Origin of the sequence: Burkholderia sp. L27(2015), assembly GCF_009765705.1 — a bacterium.
In the GTDB taxonomy this organism is placed as follows: domain Bacteria; phylum Pseudomonadota; class Gammaproteobacteria; order Burkholderiales; family Burkholderiaceae; genus LMUX01.
Genome location: NZ_LMUX01000009.1, coordinates 224,888 through 241,152, shown reverse-complemented (window position 1 = coordinate 241,152; position 16,265 = coordinate 224,888). Strand labels below are relative to the sequence as shown.

The following is a 16,265-nucleotide window of genomic DNA, read 5'->3' as shown; positions in this document are numbered from 1 at the left end:
AAGCCGAGCGCCGCGGCATCGAGTATCGCGGTCGAAAAACCGAGCGTGCCCTGCACGATCAACGGCGCGGTGCAGTTGGGCAGCACCTGCGAGAACATCAAGCGCAAGGAACCGGCACCCGCCACACGCGAGGCGGTGACGTATTCTTTTTGCAGCTCGCCCAATGCTGCCGCGCGCGTGAGACGCACGTACCCGGGCAGTCCGACAATCCCGATCGCCATCATGGTGTTGGCAAGGCCGGGCCCCAACACCGCCACTACGGCGACGGCCAGCAGCAGCGAAGGCAAGGCCAGCAGCACATCCATCAAACGCATGATCGGGGTGTCGAACCATCGACTGAAAAATGCCGCGATCAATCCGAGCACGATGCCGGGAATCAGCGCGAGACCGACCGACACCAGGCCGATAAATAGCGACAGCCGCGCGCCGAACATCAGCCGCGAAAGGATGTCGCGGCCGGCTTCGTCGGTGCCGAGCAAGAAATGCCAGGAACCGCCGCTGAAGCAAGCCGGCGGGATTTTGACGAACTCACGGTATTGCTCGATCGGGCTATGCGGCGCGAGCCACGGTGCGAACACCGCCACCAATATCAGCACCACCAGCAATGCGGCCGCCACCGTCGCGCCACGATTTTTCGAAAACTGCTTCCAAAACGCGCGCGCCGCCGGCAACCCACCGGTCGGAGGCAGCGGCGTGGGGTTCGGCGACAGGGATGGCTGCGACTGTGACACGTCCGCAGCCAACGAAGACGCCTGCGAGGGTGGCTGCGAGCTTACGTGCGACGGCACCTGGGACGATGCGTGGCCCGGCAGTTGCGACGATGAAACCTGAAACTCTTCCATGACTGGGCTCTCGTTAGCGGGCGTGCCGGATGCGCGGATTGAGCACGCCGTACAGCAGATCGACCAGCAAGTTGACGAAAATCACCAGCGTGGCGATCAACAAGATACCGCCCTGCACCACGGGATAGTCGCGGCGCGCAATCGCGTCGATCAGCCATTTGCCGATGCCGGGCCACGAGAACAAGGTCTCAGTCAGCACCGCGCCGGCCAGCAAGGTACCCACTTGCAGGCCGATCACCGTCACTACGGGGATCAGCGCATTGCGCAGCGCGTGCATGATGATCACGCGCGCCGGGCTCAACCCTTTGGCGCGTGCAGTGCGTATGTAATCTTCGCGCAGCACTTCGAGCATCGAGGAGCGCGTCATGCGGGCAATCACGGCCAGCGGTATGGTGCCCAATACGATGGACGGCAAGATCAGATGGCTCACGGCCGACGAGAACGCGCCGGGGTCTCCACCGAGCCATGAGTCGATCAGCATAAAGCCGGTCACGAACGGCACATCGTATTCGACCGAGATGCGACCCGACACCGGCGTCCAGCCCAGCGTCACCGAAAAGAACATGATGAGTATCAAGCCCCACCAGAAGATCGGCATCGAATAGCCGGTCAACGCGGCGCCCATCACGCTGTGGTCAACCGCCGTGCCGCGCCTGAGCGCCGCGATGACACCCGCCGGAATGCCTATGACGAGCGCAAAGAACAGCGCGCATAACGATAGTTCGACCGTAGCCGGAAAGCGTGTGAAGAACTCATTCAGCACGCTGATATTAGTGACGATGGACGCGCCCAGATCGCCATGAGCCGCACGCTCGATGTAATGCAGATATTGGACCGGTAGCGGCAAATCGAGACCGAAACGATGTAGCGCTTCGGCATGCATCTGCGGATCGACCGCGCGCTCCCCCATCATCACTTCGATGGGGTCGCCCGGGATCAGATGGATGAGCGCAAACGCCAGGACGGTAATGCCGATAAAAGTCGGCACCACCATCCCGAGACGGCGCAGGAAAAATCGCAACATCTAAGCGGCCTTACTTCATGCCCACCCCGGTAAATATCGTCGGGCCGAACGGATCGATCTTGAAGTCAGTCACGCTTTTTGCGATCGGCTGATAGACAGTCGAGTGGGCGATTGGCGAGAACGGCAATTGCTGCTCGAAAATCTGTTGGGCCTCAATATAGTACTGGGTCCGCTTCGCGATGTCGGTGGTCTGGCGTCCCTTCATGACGAGGTCGTCGAACGGTTTGTAGCAGAACTTCGAGAAATTGCTGCCCTTGACCGCGTCGCAACCGAGCAGCACGCCGAGCCAGTTGTCCGGATCGCCGTTATCGCCAGTCCAGCCTATCAACATTGCATCGTGTTCGCCCGCATGAGCGCGCTTGATGTACTCACCCCATTCGTAGGTCACGATATTGGCTTTCACGCCGATCTTCGCCCAATCGGATTGGATCATTTCCGCCATCAAGCGCGCGTTCGGGTTATACGGACGCTGCACCGGCATGGCCCATAGCGTGATTTCAAAGCCGTTCGGAAAACCGGCCTTGGTCAACAGCGCTTTGGCTTTTGCGGTGTCGTAAGGCGCACCTTTGGTGTTTTTATCGTATGACCACTGGGTCGGCGGCATCGGATTGACTGCTGCCTGACCGGCGCCCTGATAGACCGATTGGATAATCGCCGGCTTGTTGATGGCCATATCGAGCGCGCGACGCACGTCGACGTTATCGAGCGGCTTGTGCGTGGTGTTATACGCGACGTAACCGAGGTTGAACCCGACCTGGTTCGGCAACTGCAGGTTGCTGTCGGCCTTGATTTGGGCGATGTCCGCCGGCTTCGGGTAAGACATCACCTGACACTCGTTTTCCTTGAGCTTTTGCAAGCGCACCGATGCGTCGGGCGTAATCGAGAAAATCAGCTTGCTGACTTTGACTGCGCCGGGCATCCAATAGTCGGGGTTGCCGTCGTAGCGTATCGTGGCGTCCTTCTGGTAGCTGCGGAAGATAAAGGGCCCAGTGCCGATCGGCTGCAAGTTGATATCCGATGCATGGCCAGCCTTAAGCAATTGGTCCGCGTATTCGGCCGACTGCACGGAAGCGAACGGCATCGCCAAATCCTGCAGCAACGGCGCGTTGATCGCGTTGAGCGTGAAGCGCACTGTGTACGGATCGAGCTTCTCGATCTTGACGATATTCTTATCCAGCCCCATATCGGTGAAATACGGGAACGCTACCGGATAGGCCTTGCGAAAGGTGTTATCCGGGTTGAGCATGCGATCGAAGCTGAATACCACGTCGTCCGCATTGAACTCGCGAGTCGGTTTGAAATACGAGGTGGTGTGGAATTTCACGCCGTGCCGCAAATGGAACGTGTACTGCAGGCCATCGGGCGAAATATCCCAGCTTTCGGCCAACCCCGGCACGATCTTGGTCGTGCCGCGCTCGAATTCGATCAGTTGATCGAAGATCGAATGACCGGATGCCGTGAATTCGACGCTGGTGGTGTACTGCGCAGGGTCGAACCCGGCCGGGCTGCCTTCGGAGCAAAAGACGAGAGTCTTGTTGGGCAAGGTGGCAGCGCTGGCGCTGGCCGACGTAAGCATCGACAACCCCGCCACGCAACCGGCGACGGAAGCCGCCAGCGTGCCTACTACTGCCGCACGCCGTAACGCGCGTTCAATACGTTGGTTCATGCGTTTTTTCTCCAGTTTCAAACGTCGACCATGCCGACGCTGGCCGACACACTCTACTGGCGAATATTCGCTTCAACAAGTGGTAAAAAACCGCGGTATCGCATTACGAGTCGTCTGCGCGGCCGATTTTAAGAATTTGCTCGCAAATAAGCGTATTTACGAGTTTTCCCGCAAATTCAACCGCTCGCCGATCGCGCGAGTGGCCGTCGGGCTATTGAGCGTATAAAAATGCAAGCCCGGCGCGCCGGCGTCGATAAGGCGCTGGCACAACGCCGTGACGACGTCGAGCCCGAACGCACGGATCGACTCGCGATCGTCACCGAAACTCTCGAGTCGGCGCGCAATCCAGCGCGGCACCTCGGCACCGCACATTTCGGAAAACCGCATCAGTTGCGTAAAGTTGGTGATCGGCATGATGCCGGGTGTGACGGGAATATCGACGCCTAGCTTGCGGATGTCGTCAAGGAAGCGAAAGTAGGCATCGGCATTGAAGAAATATTGCGTGATCGCCGAGTCCGCGCCCGCTTTCACCTTGCGTGCGAAATTGTCGAGGTCGTGCCGCGGCGACTTGCACTGTGGGTGATATTCCGGATAAGCCGCGACTTCGATGTTGAACCAATCGCCGGTTTCAGCGCGGATAAATTCGACCAGCTCCGACGCATAGCGAAACTCGCCGATTTCGCCCATGCCCGACGGCAAGTCGCCCCGCAAGGCCACGATATGGCGAATGCCATTGTGCCGATACTGATTCAGGATCTCGCGAATATTGGTGCGCGACGAACCCACGCACGACAAGTGCGGCGCGGCCTGCGCACCGTCGCTGGCCAGTGCGAGCACCGTATCGAGCGTGCCCTGCTGGGTCGAACCGCCGGCGCCGAACGTGACGGACACGAACTTCGGGTTCAGCGGCAATAGCTCTACGCGCGCGGCGCGCAGCTTGTCGAGCCCCTCGGCCGTCTTGGGCGGGAAAAACTCGAAGGAAAGTTCAGTGGCGTGCATAGAGAATAGATAACTGATCAGAACGCGGTCCGGTGACCGAAAATCACGGCCGACAGCACCCAGGACACACAGCTATAGAGTAGGGAGCCAAAAAATGCCGACCAAAACCCCGACACCTCGAAGCCTTTCAATAGCGATGCGCATAGCCAGAACATCAACGCATTGACGACCAGGATGAAGAACCCGAGCGTGATCAACGTAACCGGCAAGGTCAGCAGGATCAGGATCGGCCGCAGCGAAGCATTGATCAGGCCCAGCACTACGGCCACGATCATCGCGGTACCGAACCCACTGATTTGAATCGAGGGGATCAGACGCGTGATGATGACCAGCGCGAGCGCATTGATCAACCAGGTCAGTAACAGTTGCATAAAACCTCCTAACCAAGGAAACGGGAACCGGATCGTCAATCGCGTGCACATGCCTTGCGTCGCCGACGTTACAGCGTCATCTCGGCCGAGGAAAGCAAACCCGGCAGGCTCACAGCCTGCCGGGTTTGCTTCGCTTCAGAGCGCTCCAAAGCTCATTGCGCTAGCTAATGGGCAACTAAGGAGCAACTGAGGCGCTAACTGAAGCACTAACCAATGCGCTAATCAATAACGATAGTGATCCGGCTTGTACGGGCCGTTCTTGTCGACGCTGATGTATTTTGCCTGTTCATCCGACAACGTCGAAAGTTCTGCACCGATACGACCCAGATGGAGGCGCGCAACCTTTTCGTCAAGATGCTTGGGCAAAATGTAAACCTTGTTCTGATAAGCATCAGGACGGGTGAACAGCTCGATTTGCGCCAGCGTCTGGTTCGTGAACGAATTCGACATCACGAACGACGGGTGGCCCGTGCCGCAGCCCAGGTTGACCAGGCGACCCTGCGCCAGCAGGATGATGCGCTTGCCGTCCGGGAACACAATGTGGTCCACCTGCGGCTTGATGTTGTCCCAGGTGTATTGCTGCAGCGACGCGACGTCGATTTCCGAATCGAAGTGACCGATGTTGCACACGATGGCGTTGTTGCGCATGCGCTTCATGTGCTCATGGTTGATCACATGGAAGTTGCCGGTAGCCGAGACGAAAATGTCAGCCTTGTCGGCAGCGTATTCCATCGTCACGACGCGATAACCTTCCATCGCTGCCTGCAACGCGCAGATCGGGTCGATTTCGGTAATCCAGACGGTCGCGCCCAAGCCACGCAGCGACTGCGCCGAGCCCTTGCCCACGTCGCCGTAACCGGCCACCACAGCCACCTTGCCGGCAACCATCACGTCGGTCGCGCGCTTGATACTGTCGACCAGCGATTCGCGGCAGCCATACAGATTGTCGAACTTGCTCTTCGTGACCGAGTCGTTCACGTTGATCGCGGGGAACGGCAGTTTGCCTTCCTTTTCGATCTGATACAGACGGTGCACGCCCGTCGTGGTTTCTTCCGTGACGCCCTTGATTTCTTTCAGGCGCACCGAATACCAATGCGGGTCGATCGCCAGGTAACGCGCGATCGCCTTGTACAGCGAGACTTCTTCTTCATTGTTGGGGGTGGCGATCACCGAACGGTCGCTCTCGGCGCGCGTGCCCAGCAGCAGCAGCAACGTGGCGTCGCCGCCGTCGTCGAGAATCATGTTGGCGTTCTTGCCTTCGCCCCACTGGAAAATGCGGTGGGTGAATTCCCAGTACTCGTCGAGGTTCTCGCCTTTGAAGGCGAACACCGGCGTGCCGGTCGCGGCAATCGCGGACGCGGCGTGATCCTGGGTCGAGAAGATGTTGCACGACGCCCAACGCACATCGGCGCCCAGCGCCTTGAGCGTTTCGATCAGCACGGCCGTCTGGATGGTCATGTGCAGCGAACCGGCGATGCGAGCACCCTTGAGCGGTTGTGCTGCACCGTATTCGGTGCGCATGGCAACCAGGCCCGGCATTTCGGTTTCGGCGATGGCGATTTCTTTGCGGCCCCAGCCGGCGAGCGACATGTCGGCAACCAGGTAGTCGCTGGAAGAATTAGCTTGATTAGCTTGAGTATTCGATTGGTTAACAGCGGCGTTCATCACGCCCTCCTTTCTAAGCAGAATAGAAAATAGACGTGAGCGCCGTTTGATGCGGCAGCCGAAAATCGTCGGCGCCGAAGCAAGGATCTGAGCCTGGCGGGAAAAACCCGTCGCAACGCTCCTCAGAAGTCGGCATTGTAGCAAACCCGCGGCAGTCGTGCGGCATGACGGCTCGCTCGTTGCCTTCATTTTCACGGCCGACCACTGGGCACAGCTTGCCGCACAGGCTACGGATTGGTGGGTTTCGCTTCGAGTTCCGCGACGCTCCAGCCACCGCCGAGCGCTTTGATCAGCCCGACACTGGCCGCCAACCTGCGGCGCTGCAGCGATACCACCGCGCGCTCGTCGGACAATGCCGTGGTCTGCGCGATCACCACATTCAAATAGGTGATGGCGCCGTTTTCGTAGCGGTTGCTCAGCAGGCTCAACGAACGCTGCGCCGCCACCACGGCAGCCTGTTGGGCTTTCATCTCGGCTTCGAGTATTCGCAGCGCGGCCAAGTTATCTTCCACTTGCTGGAATGCGCCCAGCACCGTCTCGCGATAGTCCGCCACACTTTCATCGTAGCCGGCACGCGCCTGGTTGCGCGTCGCTGCGCGGCCGCCGAAATCGAGTATCGTGCCGGCCAACTGCGGACCCAGCGACCAATACCGGCTCGGTGCAGTCAGGAACGGACCGAAATTGGTCGACTCCAGCCCACCGGTCAGCGTGATGAACAGGTTCGGGAAAAATGCCGCAGTCGCCACGCCCACTTGCGCATTGGCCGCGGACACCCGGCGTTCCGCCGCAGCGATATCGGGACGTCGTTCAAGCAGCGTGGACGGCACGCCCAGTGGCACAGCCGAGAGCGCCGCGGACGGCGCGGGATCGTCTTGACCCAAGGGTGCCGCCGTCGGCGTAAACGTCGATGGGCTTTGTCCGATCAAAATCGCTATCGCATGCTCGAGCTGATCGTGCACGATGCCCAGATCGAGCAACTGCGCCTGCGTTTCTTGCAATTGTGCCTCGGCCTGCGTCAGATCCGATTCGGGCGCCACGCCACCGTTGTAGCGGTTTTGCGTCAGCGTCAGCGCGCGCTGATAGGCCTGTACGGTGGAGACCAACAGTTGCTGCTCCTGCTTGATGCCGCGCAACTGGAAATAATCGGTGGCCAGCTCAGCCTGCATCGAGAGCAAGGCACCCTGTAGATCGGCGGCGCTCGCCTGGGCCGAAGCCTCGGCGCCTTCGACCGAACGCGAAATGCGGCCCCATAAATCCGGCTCCCACGACACTTGCGCACCGACCAGATAGTCGGGCACCGTAACGCCGGCACTCGATTTAAACAGGATGTTTTGCGAAGCATGGGTCTGGGTAAAGCCTGAGTCGATCGACAGCGTCGGGAACAAGGCCGAGCGGAATTGCGCGATGGTGGCCTGCGCCGAACGATAGCGCGCAGCCGCCGCGGCGACGTTCTGGTTGGCGGTGGCCACCTGCACTTCAAGCGCATTGAGTCGCGGATCGCCGTAGACTTCCCACCAGCGTTGTGCGGCGGCCGTGCCAGGTTGTGCGGGCTTCCAGTTCGAGGTGTCGAGGCTGGTGGCGGGGCTAGGAAGCGCTTCCTTGTAGGCCGCCGCGACCGGCGCGGTTGGGCGCACATAATCGGGGCCCATGGAACACGCCGCCAATGCCAGCGCGGCACTCAACGTAATGGCGCGGCTCGCCACGCTGCTGTACGTTCGTTTCTGGCGCATTCGTCTCATGATGCAGCTCCCGATGCCGCTCTCGAAGTAGCCAGTGCATCCGAGGCCGGGGCCAATACCGCGGAGGGCTCGGCAGTCGCGGCCGACGCACCTGCAGCACCCGATGCCGCCGTTACGCCCGACGCTGCCCGCCCTGGGGCCGCCACGATCCTGACGGTCGCGCCATCGACGATGGCATCGGGCGGATTGATTATCACGCGCTCCTGTCCGCTCAAGCCTGCGGCGATCGCTACCCGCGTGCCATAGTCGACTCCCAGCTTAACTGGCACCAGCTTGACGTGTTGCTGCGCGTCGACCACTGCGACACGCACGCCGCCCGGTCTAAACAGCAACGCGTTGCCTGGCAACAGCAAGCCTGCCTGGCCACTCGTGAGGCGAAAACGAATCTGCGCATAAGAACCGGGTAGCAGTTCACCCGTCGGATTCTTCACTTCGACTTCGACCAGCAGAGTCCGCGCGACCGGATCGACCGCACCGGCCGTACGCACCACGACCCCGGTGACGGGGCGCCCCGCCTGTTCGTTAAGAATCAACTCAGCCGTCTGGCCGATCTTGACTTGCGATGCGTAGGCCTGCGGCACATTCGCATAAACACGCAACGTGGTCGCATCCTGAATATGGAACAGCTCCCGGCCCGCTGATGCGCTGCCAGCATCGATCAATTGTCCTACGTCGGTATTGCGAGCCGTCACCACACCGTCGAACGGCGCATAGAGATTACCGAACGAAGTCAGCTGCGTGAGCCGCGAAGCATTGGCGCGCGCGCTGTTAAGGGCCGATTGCTTGGCCTGCATGTCGCTGTCTTTTTCCTCGGCTTCCTGTTGGGAGACCGAGTGGCTTTTCAGCATCTGATCCCAGCGATCGGCGGTGCTTTTGGCCAGCAGATAATTGGCCTGCGCGGTCTGCTCATCAGCATGGGCTTGGCGCAACTGATCGTGGACTTCAGGCGTATCGACCTCGGCCAATAACTGGCCCTTTTTCACATGACCGCCGATATCGACATACCACTTGGTCAAATAGCCACTCACGCGCGCGAAGATCGGCGCGTCGGCGTAGGCTCGCATATCGGCCGGCAGCACCAAGTCCTGCGAAGCTGCCGCGAGCATCGGCGTGATCACCGAAACCGTCTGCACACTGGAAACCGCGGCGTCGCGCTCCAGCGCCGAGTGCGTCAAGTGCCGCGCAACGATGCCCTGCACGGCGAGCGCCAGTACCACGAGTACGGCAACCGCGATCCAGATCTTGCGTCGTCGCGACATCGCGGGCGAGGGGGTGGGATGTATCGAATCCATAACGTTCCGAAATACCTCTTAATGCTGCGGGGGCACGATCTGCCCGATCATGCGTAGCCGGCGTGCTGCCAACCGCTGATAGATCATCGAAAATACTACCGGTACAAAAAACAACGTAGCGCCTGTGCCTATCAGCAGCCCCCCGATGACTGCGCGGCCCAGCGGCGCATTCTGCTCACCGCCCTCACCCAGGCCCAGTGCCATCGGCACCATGCCGATCACCATCGCCAATGCGGTCATCAGCACCGGTCGAAAGCGTGTGTACCCGGCTTCGAGCGCGGCGCGCAACGGCTCGCCATGTTCGAGCAACTGCTCGCGCGCAGCGCTGACCACCAGAATACTGTTGGCCGTAGCAATCCCGATACACATGATGGCCCCCGTGAGCGCCGGAATCGACAACGTCGTGTGCGTGAGGAACAGCATCCAGACGATACCCGCCATCGCGCCCGGCAAACCGGTGATGATGATGAAAGGATCCAGCCACGACTGGAAATTCACCACAATCAGCAAGTACACCAGCACGATCGCAAACAACAGACCGGCGGCCAGGCCACTGAACGATTGATTCATGGTCTGTACCTGGCCCCGGATCTGGATCTGCGAGCCGCGCGGCAAGTCTTTGCGTGAGGCGTCGACGATGTGCTGCAGGTCGTCGGCAACGGCACCGAGGTCGCGGCCCTCAGTAGTCCCGTATATATCTATAGTCGACTGGACGTTGTAATGCGTATTGACGGCGTTGCCCATTTCCCGGCTCAGCGTGGCCAGTGCGCCGAGGATGGTGCTTCTGCCCGTCGGCGTGACTAGCGGGATATTGGACAACGCCTGCAGCGAATCCATGTCGTATTGCGGCGATTCGGTAATGACGTTGTAACTCACGCCGTTGGCCGGATTAAGCCAGAAGGTCGGTGTGGTTTGCTGGCTGCCGGACAAGGTGATCAGCAAATCGCTGGAGACATCCTTCTGCGTAAAGCCGGCTTGCAGCGCCTTGGTGCGGTCCACTTCGATATGAATGCCAGGCAGGTCGCCCGGTTGCTGGATCCGTGCATCGGCAAACCCTGGGACCGAGCGCACCCGTTGCAGCAATTGCGCGGCAAACGCGCGGTTGCCCAGCACGTCGCGCCCGACGACCTGGATATCGATAGGCGCCGGGATACCAAAATTCAGAATCTGGCTGACAATGTCGGCCGGCAGGAACGAAAACTGGATGCCAGGGAATTCAGCGTTCAGTATGCGCCGCAATTCGCGCACGTAGCCCGCGGTAGGCCGGTGATCGGGCTGCAGGCTGATCAGGATGTCCGAGTCGGCGGTGCTGATGGTGCCGGTGTTGCTGTAGGACAAGTTGATACCCGAAACCGGTAAGCCGATATTGTCGATGATGGTATTGAGTTCGCGGGCCGGAATGATCTGCCGAATGCGTTTATCGATACGGTCGGTCAAGCGGGCGGTTTCCTCGATACGGGTGCCGGTTTTGGCGCGGAAATGCAAGGCGATCTCGCCCGCGTCGACGGCCGGGAAAAAGTCGCGCCCAAGGAACGGCATGAGCACGAACGACAATGCACAGCACAGCAGGAAGATGCCGGCAAAACGGCCTGGGCGTGCGAGGCGCGCTTCCAGGAAATTGCGGTAGCCCTCGCGCACCACCACGAAGCCGCGCTCGAAACTCTGATGCACGCGCATGAACGGGTTGTTCGAGCGCGGCGCATCTTCACCGGGCGGGCGGTGGTGATGACGCAGCAGATAGTTGGCCAGCGTGGGTACCAGCGTGCGCGAGAAGAAATAAGACGCAAGCATCGCGAACACCACGGCTTCGGCCAGCGGCACGAACAGATAATGCGCCACGCCCGAGAGCAGGAACATCGGCACGAACACGATACAGATCGACAGCGTCGACACCAGGGTCGGCACGGCGATCTGTTGCGCTCCATCGAGAATCGCCTGCTCCAGGGTCTTGCCCTGCTCCAGGTTGTGGCTGATGTTTTCGATGGTGACCGTCGCATCGTCGACCAGGATCCCGACCGCGAGCGCGAGCCCGCCTAACGTCATGATGTTGATGGTCTGGCCCAACGCCGACAGCAAGGTGATCGAGGTCAGCATCGACAAAGGAATCGACACCGCGATGATCAGCGTCGCACGCCAACTGCCGAGGAATAACAAGATCATCAACGCCGTGAGGCCCGCAGCAATCAAGGCCTCGCGCAGCACACCCGAGATCGAGGCGCGCACGAACAACGACTGATCTGAAACGGGATCGATGCGCAGCGAGTCGGGCACCAGCGTATGCAAGGTCGGCAGCAGTTCCTTGATCCGGCTGACGATGTCCAGCGTCGACGCATTGCCGCTCTTGTTCACAGTGAGCAGCGCTGCGCGCTGGCCGTTCACGCGCACGATGTTGGTCTGGGGCTGAAAGCCGTCGCGTACCTGGGCGACGTCCTTGATATAGATCGTGCCGTTCGGACCGGTGCGTATCGGCATGTCGTTCAGACCGGCCAGGCTCGTGGGGCTGGCGTTCATGCCTACTTGGTATTCGGTCGAACCGATCTTGGTGGTGCCGGTTGGCAGAATCAGGTTTTGCGCGCTGATCGCGTTGACCACATCCATCGGCGAGAGATTTTTCGCCTGCAGCTTGCGCGAATCGATGTCGACCATGATCTGGCGCTGCTTGCCGCCATAAGGCAACGGCACCGATGCGCCCTGCACGGTGGCGAGCTGGGTCTTCAGGAAGCTGTTGCCCCAGTCGTACAGTTCCTGCTCAGTCAACTGGTCCGAAGACAGCGCAAGCCGCAGGATAGGCACGGTCGACGCGTTAAAGCGCAGGATGTTCGGCGGCGTGATGCCAGGCGGCAATGAGCGCAACTGGCTCTGCGAAAGTGCGGTAATTTCCGCGACCGCTTCGCTGATATTGGCGCCCGGCTGGAAGAAGATCTTGATTACCGCAATACCGGATAGCGATTGCGATTCGATATGCTCAATATCGTTGACCGCGGTTGACAGGCCACGCTCGTAATTGAGCGTAATGCGGCGCTCCATCTGATCGGGCGGCAGGCCGTTGTACGTCCATATCACGGTGACCACCGGAATATCGATATTCGGGAAAATATCGGTAGGTGTTCTTAGAATCGTCAGCGGGCCGATGATCAACAGCAGCAGCGACAGTACGATAAACGTGTAAGGGCGCTTAAGCGCCAGTCTGACGATCCACATGCTGGTTTTTTATATCGAAGCCGGATTAACTTTTACGTGGGTTCGGTCCCTGCGTTCACGCGTTACAAAATGCACCCGATTACAATCGGCTAACGCTTCTTCGAGGCGACTGAAAAGCTTGAAAGGCAAGCAGGCTATGAATCGCAGCGAGTGTACTTTATTTCGCAAGCGGGTTAGTTCTTTTTATTATGAAGATTTCGGGTTAACCATATTCGCCTTCCTTAATATACGCGCAGCCTTCGTTTTTTGTCCACAGCGCGGACGTTTATGTGCTTTTTTTATGCTTTTTTTGTCTTCCTTTAGCACTCGCTGGCGCATCCCGCGCGAGTCGTGCATCGACACACAGCGCTACAATTGCAATTGGAACTTTAGTGGAGAGCACCTTTATGCAAATCGGCTCCATCGTGCAGTCGCGTCACATCGCCGTACCCAGTGGCGCATTTGGCATCGTTACGAAAATTCTGGGCGACATGGCCATGGTCACTTGGTACGCCGGCCAGCCTGGCGCATCACGAGAACTGAGCACCGAACCGTTCTTTATTACCGACCTGATCGATACCGGCGATTTACTGCCTTCGCGCCCTATCAACGCGTCTCGCGCGCAATTGCATTGAGGATGCATAGCCGATAGCCCGATCGAGGAACGGCAAATTGCCTATCCTTATCGGGCAGCGAGCCGCACAATGTCGGCATGAACTCCGACCTGCAGCCCGATTTTCCCGCCACACCCTGCGCGACTGCGCCCGTCAACCCTGCCGGCGTGCCGTTCGCTGGGCTCACGCCCGAATGTGTGCTCGATGCGCTCGACTCAATCGGCCTGCGTACCGATGGTCGGCTCCTGACGCTCAATAGCTACGAAAACCGCGTCTATCAGGTCGGCATCGAAGATAGTCCGTTCGTCGTCGCCAAGTTTTACCGGCCGCAGCGTTGGAGCGATGCCGCGATTCTCGAAGAACACGCTTTCGTCGCTCAACTGGCTGAACATGAGATACCGGCCGTGCCCGCCACGGTGATCGACGGTCGTTCGCTGCACGAATTTGCCGATTTCCGGTTCTCGGTATTTCCTCGCCAAGGGGGCCGTGCACCCGAGCTGGAGGATCGCGATACCCTCGAACGCATAGGCCGTTTCCTCGGCCGCTTGCATGCGGTGGGCGGCACGCGCGTCTATCAGGAACGACCCGCGCTCGATATCGCCGGGTTCGGTACGGAGCCGCGCGAATTCCTGCTGGCGCATCGATTCATCCCGGCTGAATTGCTGGACGCCTACACCACCATCACGACACTCGCGCTGGAAGGCGTGCAGCACGCGTTCGATCGAGCGGGCGACGTGCGCTCGCTGCGCCTGCACGGCGACTGCCATCCCGGCAACGTTTTGTGGACCGACGCCGGCCCTCATTTCGTCGATTTCGACGACAGCCGCAGCGGACCGGCGGTGCAAGATCTATGGATGCTGCTGTCGGGGGAACGCGCCGAGCAGAGCCGCGCGCTGGGCGATCTGCTGGCCGGCTACGAAGACTTCTGCGAATTCGATACCCGCGAACTCTATTTGATCGAGGCACTGCGCACGCTGCGGCTGATTCATTACGCCGCATGGCTGGCGCGCCGCTGGGACGACCCGGCATTTCCCGCCGCGTTTCCGTGGTTTAACACCCAGCGCTACTGGGAAGACCGCATTATCGAGTTACGCGAGCAGGTTGCCGCGCTCAGCGAACCGCCGCTGTGGCCAGTCTGAGCAGCGCTGCGCGACGATCTACTGCTGCACTATGGCCTGATCGTCCTACCGGCTCGGGCCCCATCTGGTAATTGGTCTGTTTTCCAGTGCCATTCGTTTTTCTGCTTCATCTCATGGTCCAGTGCTACTTCCTTCCCTCGTGTAGATCGCTCATGTCGATCACTCATGTAGACCAATCGGGCAGATCAATCAAGCAGTCGCGAGGCATCGCCACGCCTGCGATCTGTCCGCGCAAGGGAAATATCAGGAGATCCATTGAGATGAGTTTGTTACGCACAAAAAGTATCGAAAGCATGTTGGCCGACAGCTCGGCGAGCAACGGCCTCAGTAAAGCGCTCGGCCCCCTGGACCTGACCTTCCTCGGCGTCGGCGCCATCATCGGCACGGGGATATTCGTACTCACCGGCACCGGTGCGCTGACGGCGGGACCGGCGCTGACCTTGTCGTTTGTGATTGCGGCCATCGCCTGCGGCCTGTCCGCTCTGGCGTACGCGGAATTTGCGTCGTCGGTGCCTGTAGCAGGATCGATCTACACCTATTCCTATGCGACGCTGGGCGAGATCTTCGCCTGGATCATCGGCTGGGATCTGCTATTGGAATATGGGCTGGCCGTCTCGGCGGTGGCGACCGGCTGGTCCGGTTATCTGCAATCGCTGCTGCAGAGCTTCGACATCGCGTTGCCCGTCGCGCTCACCGCCGCACCCGGCATGGTGCCGAACGCGCAAACCCTGTTCAACCTGCCAGCCTTCCTGATCGTGATGGCGATCACGACGCTGATCTCGCTAGGCGTAAAAAAATCCACGCGGGTCAATAACATCATGGTTTCGATCAAGCTGGCCGTGCTGGTGCTGGTGATCGTGCTGGGGGTGTCGCACGTACAGCCGGGCAACTGGCACCCGTACCTGCCGATGGGCTGGGACGGCGTGTTCAGTGCGGCCGCCGTGATCTTTTTCGCGTTCCTCGGTTTCGACGCGGTCAGCTCGGCTGCCGAAGAGGTGCGCAATCCCAAGCGCGACCTGCCGATCGGCATCATCGGTTCGCTGTTGCTGTGTACTGCGTTGTACGTGGTGGTGACGGCAATCATGACGGGCGTGGTGCCGTGGCAGCACTTCGAAGGCTCGGCGCACCCCGTCTCGCTGGTACTGCAAGCGGCCGGCCAGCCATGGGCCGCAGCGTTTGTCGATCTGGGCGCAGTCCTCGGTATGACAACCGTGATGCTGGTGATGGCCTACGGCCAGACGCGCATCTTGTTTGCGATGTCGCGTGATGGGTTGATGCCCGCCGCATTGTCACGGGTTCATCCGCGCTTCAAGACCCCGTTCCTGAACACTTGGGTGGTCGGACTGACCTTCGGGCTGATCGGCGCGCTGGTGCCGCTCAACGTGCTGGCCGAGCTGATCAACATCGGCACCCTGGCGGCCTTCATTATGGTCTCGGTGGCGGTGCTGGTGCTGCGGCGCACGCGGCCCGATATGCCCCGCGCGTTTCGTTGCCCGGGCGTGCCGGCAATCCCGTTGCTGGCGATCGGGGCCTGTCTGTTCTTGATGGTCAACCTGCAGAGCCTTACCTGGATCGCCTTCGGAATCTGGCTGATCATCGGGCTGACGATCTATTTCGGCTACTCGCGCCGTCGCGCCACGCTTGCGCGTCAATAAGGCGCTACATTTGACTCAGACGATCTGAGTCACGTGATCTGAGTCACGTGATCTGACTCACGTGATCTGAGGCAGGCGA

At 60.0% G+C, this 16,265-nt stretch carries 12 protein-coding genes and 1 riboswitch; of the genes, 3 read left to right on the top strand and 9 right to left on the bottom strand.

The window, feature by feature from the left end:
• The 9 genes from GSQ77_RS05870 to GSQ77_RS05830 all read right to left on the bottom strand — a co-directional run.
• A partial coding sequence (locus tag GSQ77_RS05870) for an ABC transporter permease subunit (RefSeq protein WP_158899991.1) occupies positions 1-842 on the bottom strand: 842 nt, incomplete at its 3' end.
• Between the two features lie 13 nt (positions 843-855).
• Positions 856-1,866: an ABC transporter permease subunit gene (locus tag GSQ77_RS05865; protein WP_158899989.1), complete on the bottom strand. Its 1,011-nt coding sequence runs from the start codon at positions 1,864-1,866 to the stop codon at positions 856-858.
• Positions 1,867-1,876: 10 nt separating this feature from the next.
• A complete protein-coding gene (locus GSQ77_RS05860; protein ID WP_158899987.1) occupies positions 1,877-3,532 on the bottom strand; it encodes an ABC transporter substrate-binding protein in 1,656 nt (551 codons plus the stop codon).
• 156 nt (positions 3,533-3,688) lie between these two features.
• The gene (metF, locus tag GSQ77_RS05855; protein ID WP_158899985.1) at positions 3,689-4,531 is read right to left on the bottom strand and encodes a methylenetetrahydrofolate reductase [NAD(P)H]; all 843 of its coding nucleotides are present in this window, start codon (positions 4,529-4,531) and stop codon (positions 3,689-3,691) included.
• 17 nt (positions 4,532-4,548) lie between these two features.
• A complete protein-coding gene (locus GSQ77_RS05850; RefSeq protein WP_158899983.1) occupies positions 4,549-4,902 on the bottom strand; it encodes a phage holin family protein in 354 nt (117 codons plus the stop codon).
• A 222-nt stretch (positions 4,903-5,124) separates the two neighbouring features.
• Positions 5,125-6,567 carry an adenosylhomocysteinase gene (gene ahcY / locus GSQ77_RS05845; RefSeq protein WP_158899981.1) on the bottom strand — a complete coding sequence of 481 codons (1,443 nt, stop codon included), beginning with the start codon at positions 6,565-6,567 and terminating at the stop codon, positions 5,125-5,127.
• A 30-nt stretch (positions 6,568-6,597) separates the two neighbouring features.
• Positions 6,598-6,697, bottom strand: a riboswitch (S-adenosyl-L-homocysteine riboswitch).
• Between the two features lie 97 nt (positions 6,698-6,794).
• Positions 6,795-8,306 (bottom strand): efflux transporter outer membrane subunit, encoded by a 1,512-nt coding sequence (locus GSQ77_RS05840; RefSeq protein WP_158899979.1) that lies wholly within the window; start codon positions 8,304-8,306, stop codon positions 6,795-6,797.
• Positions 8,303-9,598 (bottom strand): efflux RND transporter periplasmic adaptor subunit, encoded by a 1,296-nt coding sequence (locus tag GSQ77_RS05835; RefSeq protein ID WP_174246393.1) that lies wholly within the window; start codon positions 9,596-9,598, stop codon positions 8,303-8,305. Before GSQ77_RS05835 ends, GSQ77_RS05840 begins: the two co-directional genes overlap by 4 nt.
• Before the next feature lie 18 nt (positions 9,599-9,616).
• A complete protein-coding gene (locus GSQ77_RS05830; protein WP_158899977.1) occupies positions 9,617-12,799 on the bottom strand; it encodes an efflux RND transporter permease subunit in 3,183 nt (1,060 codons plus the stop codon).
• 386 nt (positions 12,800-13,185) lie between these two features.
• Between GSQ77_RS05830 and GSQ77_RS05825 the strand changes: the two genes are divergently transcribed.
• The 3 genes from GSQ77_RS05825 (at position 13,186) to GSQ77_RS05815 (ending at position 16,186) form a co-directional block, all read left to right on the top strand.
• The gene (locus GSQ77_RS05825) at positions 13,186-13,413 is read left to right on the top strand and encodes a hypothetical protein (RefSeq protein WP_158899975.1); all 228 of its coding nucleotides are present in this window, start codon (positions 13,186-13,188) and stop codon (positions 13,411-13,413) included.
• 77 nt (positions 13,414-13,490) lie between these two features.
• On the top strand, positions 13,491-14,531 hold the full coding sequence (locus tag GSQ77_RS05820; RefSeq protein ID WP_158899973.1) for a serine/threonine protein kinase: 1,041 nt from the start codon (positions 13,491-13,493) through the stop codon (positions 14,529-14,531).
• Between the two features lie 260 nt (positions 14,532-14,791).
• Entirely contained in the window at positions 14,792-16,186 is a 1,395-nt protein-coding gene (locus GSQ77_RS05815; protein WP_158899971.1) for an amino acid permease, read from the top strand.
• The last annotated feature ends 79 nt before the right edge of the window (positions 16,187-16,265 follow it).

Coding starts and splice junctions, on each gene's coding strand:
- GSQ77_RS05815 (WP_158899971.1), top strand. CDS start 14,792: ATGAGTTTGTTACGCACAAAAAGTATCGAAAGCATGTTGGCCGACAGC.
- GSQ77_RS05850 (WP_158899983.1), bottom strand. CDS start 4,902: ATGCAACTGTTACTGACCTGGTTGATCAATGCGCTCGCGCTGGTCATC.
- GSQ77_RS05825 (WP_158899975.1), top strand. CDS start 13,186: ATGCAAATCGGCTCCATCGTGCAGTCGCGTCACATCGCCGTACCCAGT.
- GSQ77_RS05865 (WP_158899989.1), bottom strand. CDS start 1,866: ATGTTGCGATTTTTCCTGCGCCGTCTCGGGATGGTGGTGCCGACTTTT.
- GSQ77_RS05820 (WP_158899973.1), top strand. CDS start 13,491: ATGAACTCCGACCTGCAGCCCGATTTTCCCGCCACACCCTGCGCGACT.
- GSQ77_RS05860 (WP_158899987.1), bottom strand. CDS start 3,532: ATGAACCAACGTATTGAACGCGCGTTACGGCGTGCGGCAGTAGTAGGC.
- ahcY (WP_158899981.1), bottom strand. CDS start 6,567: ATGAACGCCGCTGTTAACCAATCGAATACTCAAGCTAATCAAGCTAAT.
- GSQ77_RS05835 (WP_174246393.1), bottom strand. CDS start 9,598: ATGGATTCGATACATCCCACCCCCTCGCCCGCGATGTCGCGACGACGC.
- GSQ77_RS05840 (WP_158899979.1), bottom strand. CDS start 8,306: ATGAGACGAATGCGCCAGAAACGAACGTACAGCAGCGTGGCGAGCCGC.
- GSQ77_RS05830 (WP_158899977.1), bottom strand. CDS start 12,799: ATGTGGATCGTCAGACTGGCGCTTAAGCGCCCTTACACGTTTATCGTA.
- metF (WP_158899985.1), bottom strand. CDS start 4,531: ATGCACGCCACTGAACTTTCCTTCGAGTTTTTCCCGCCCAAGACGGCC.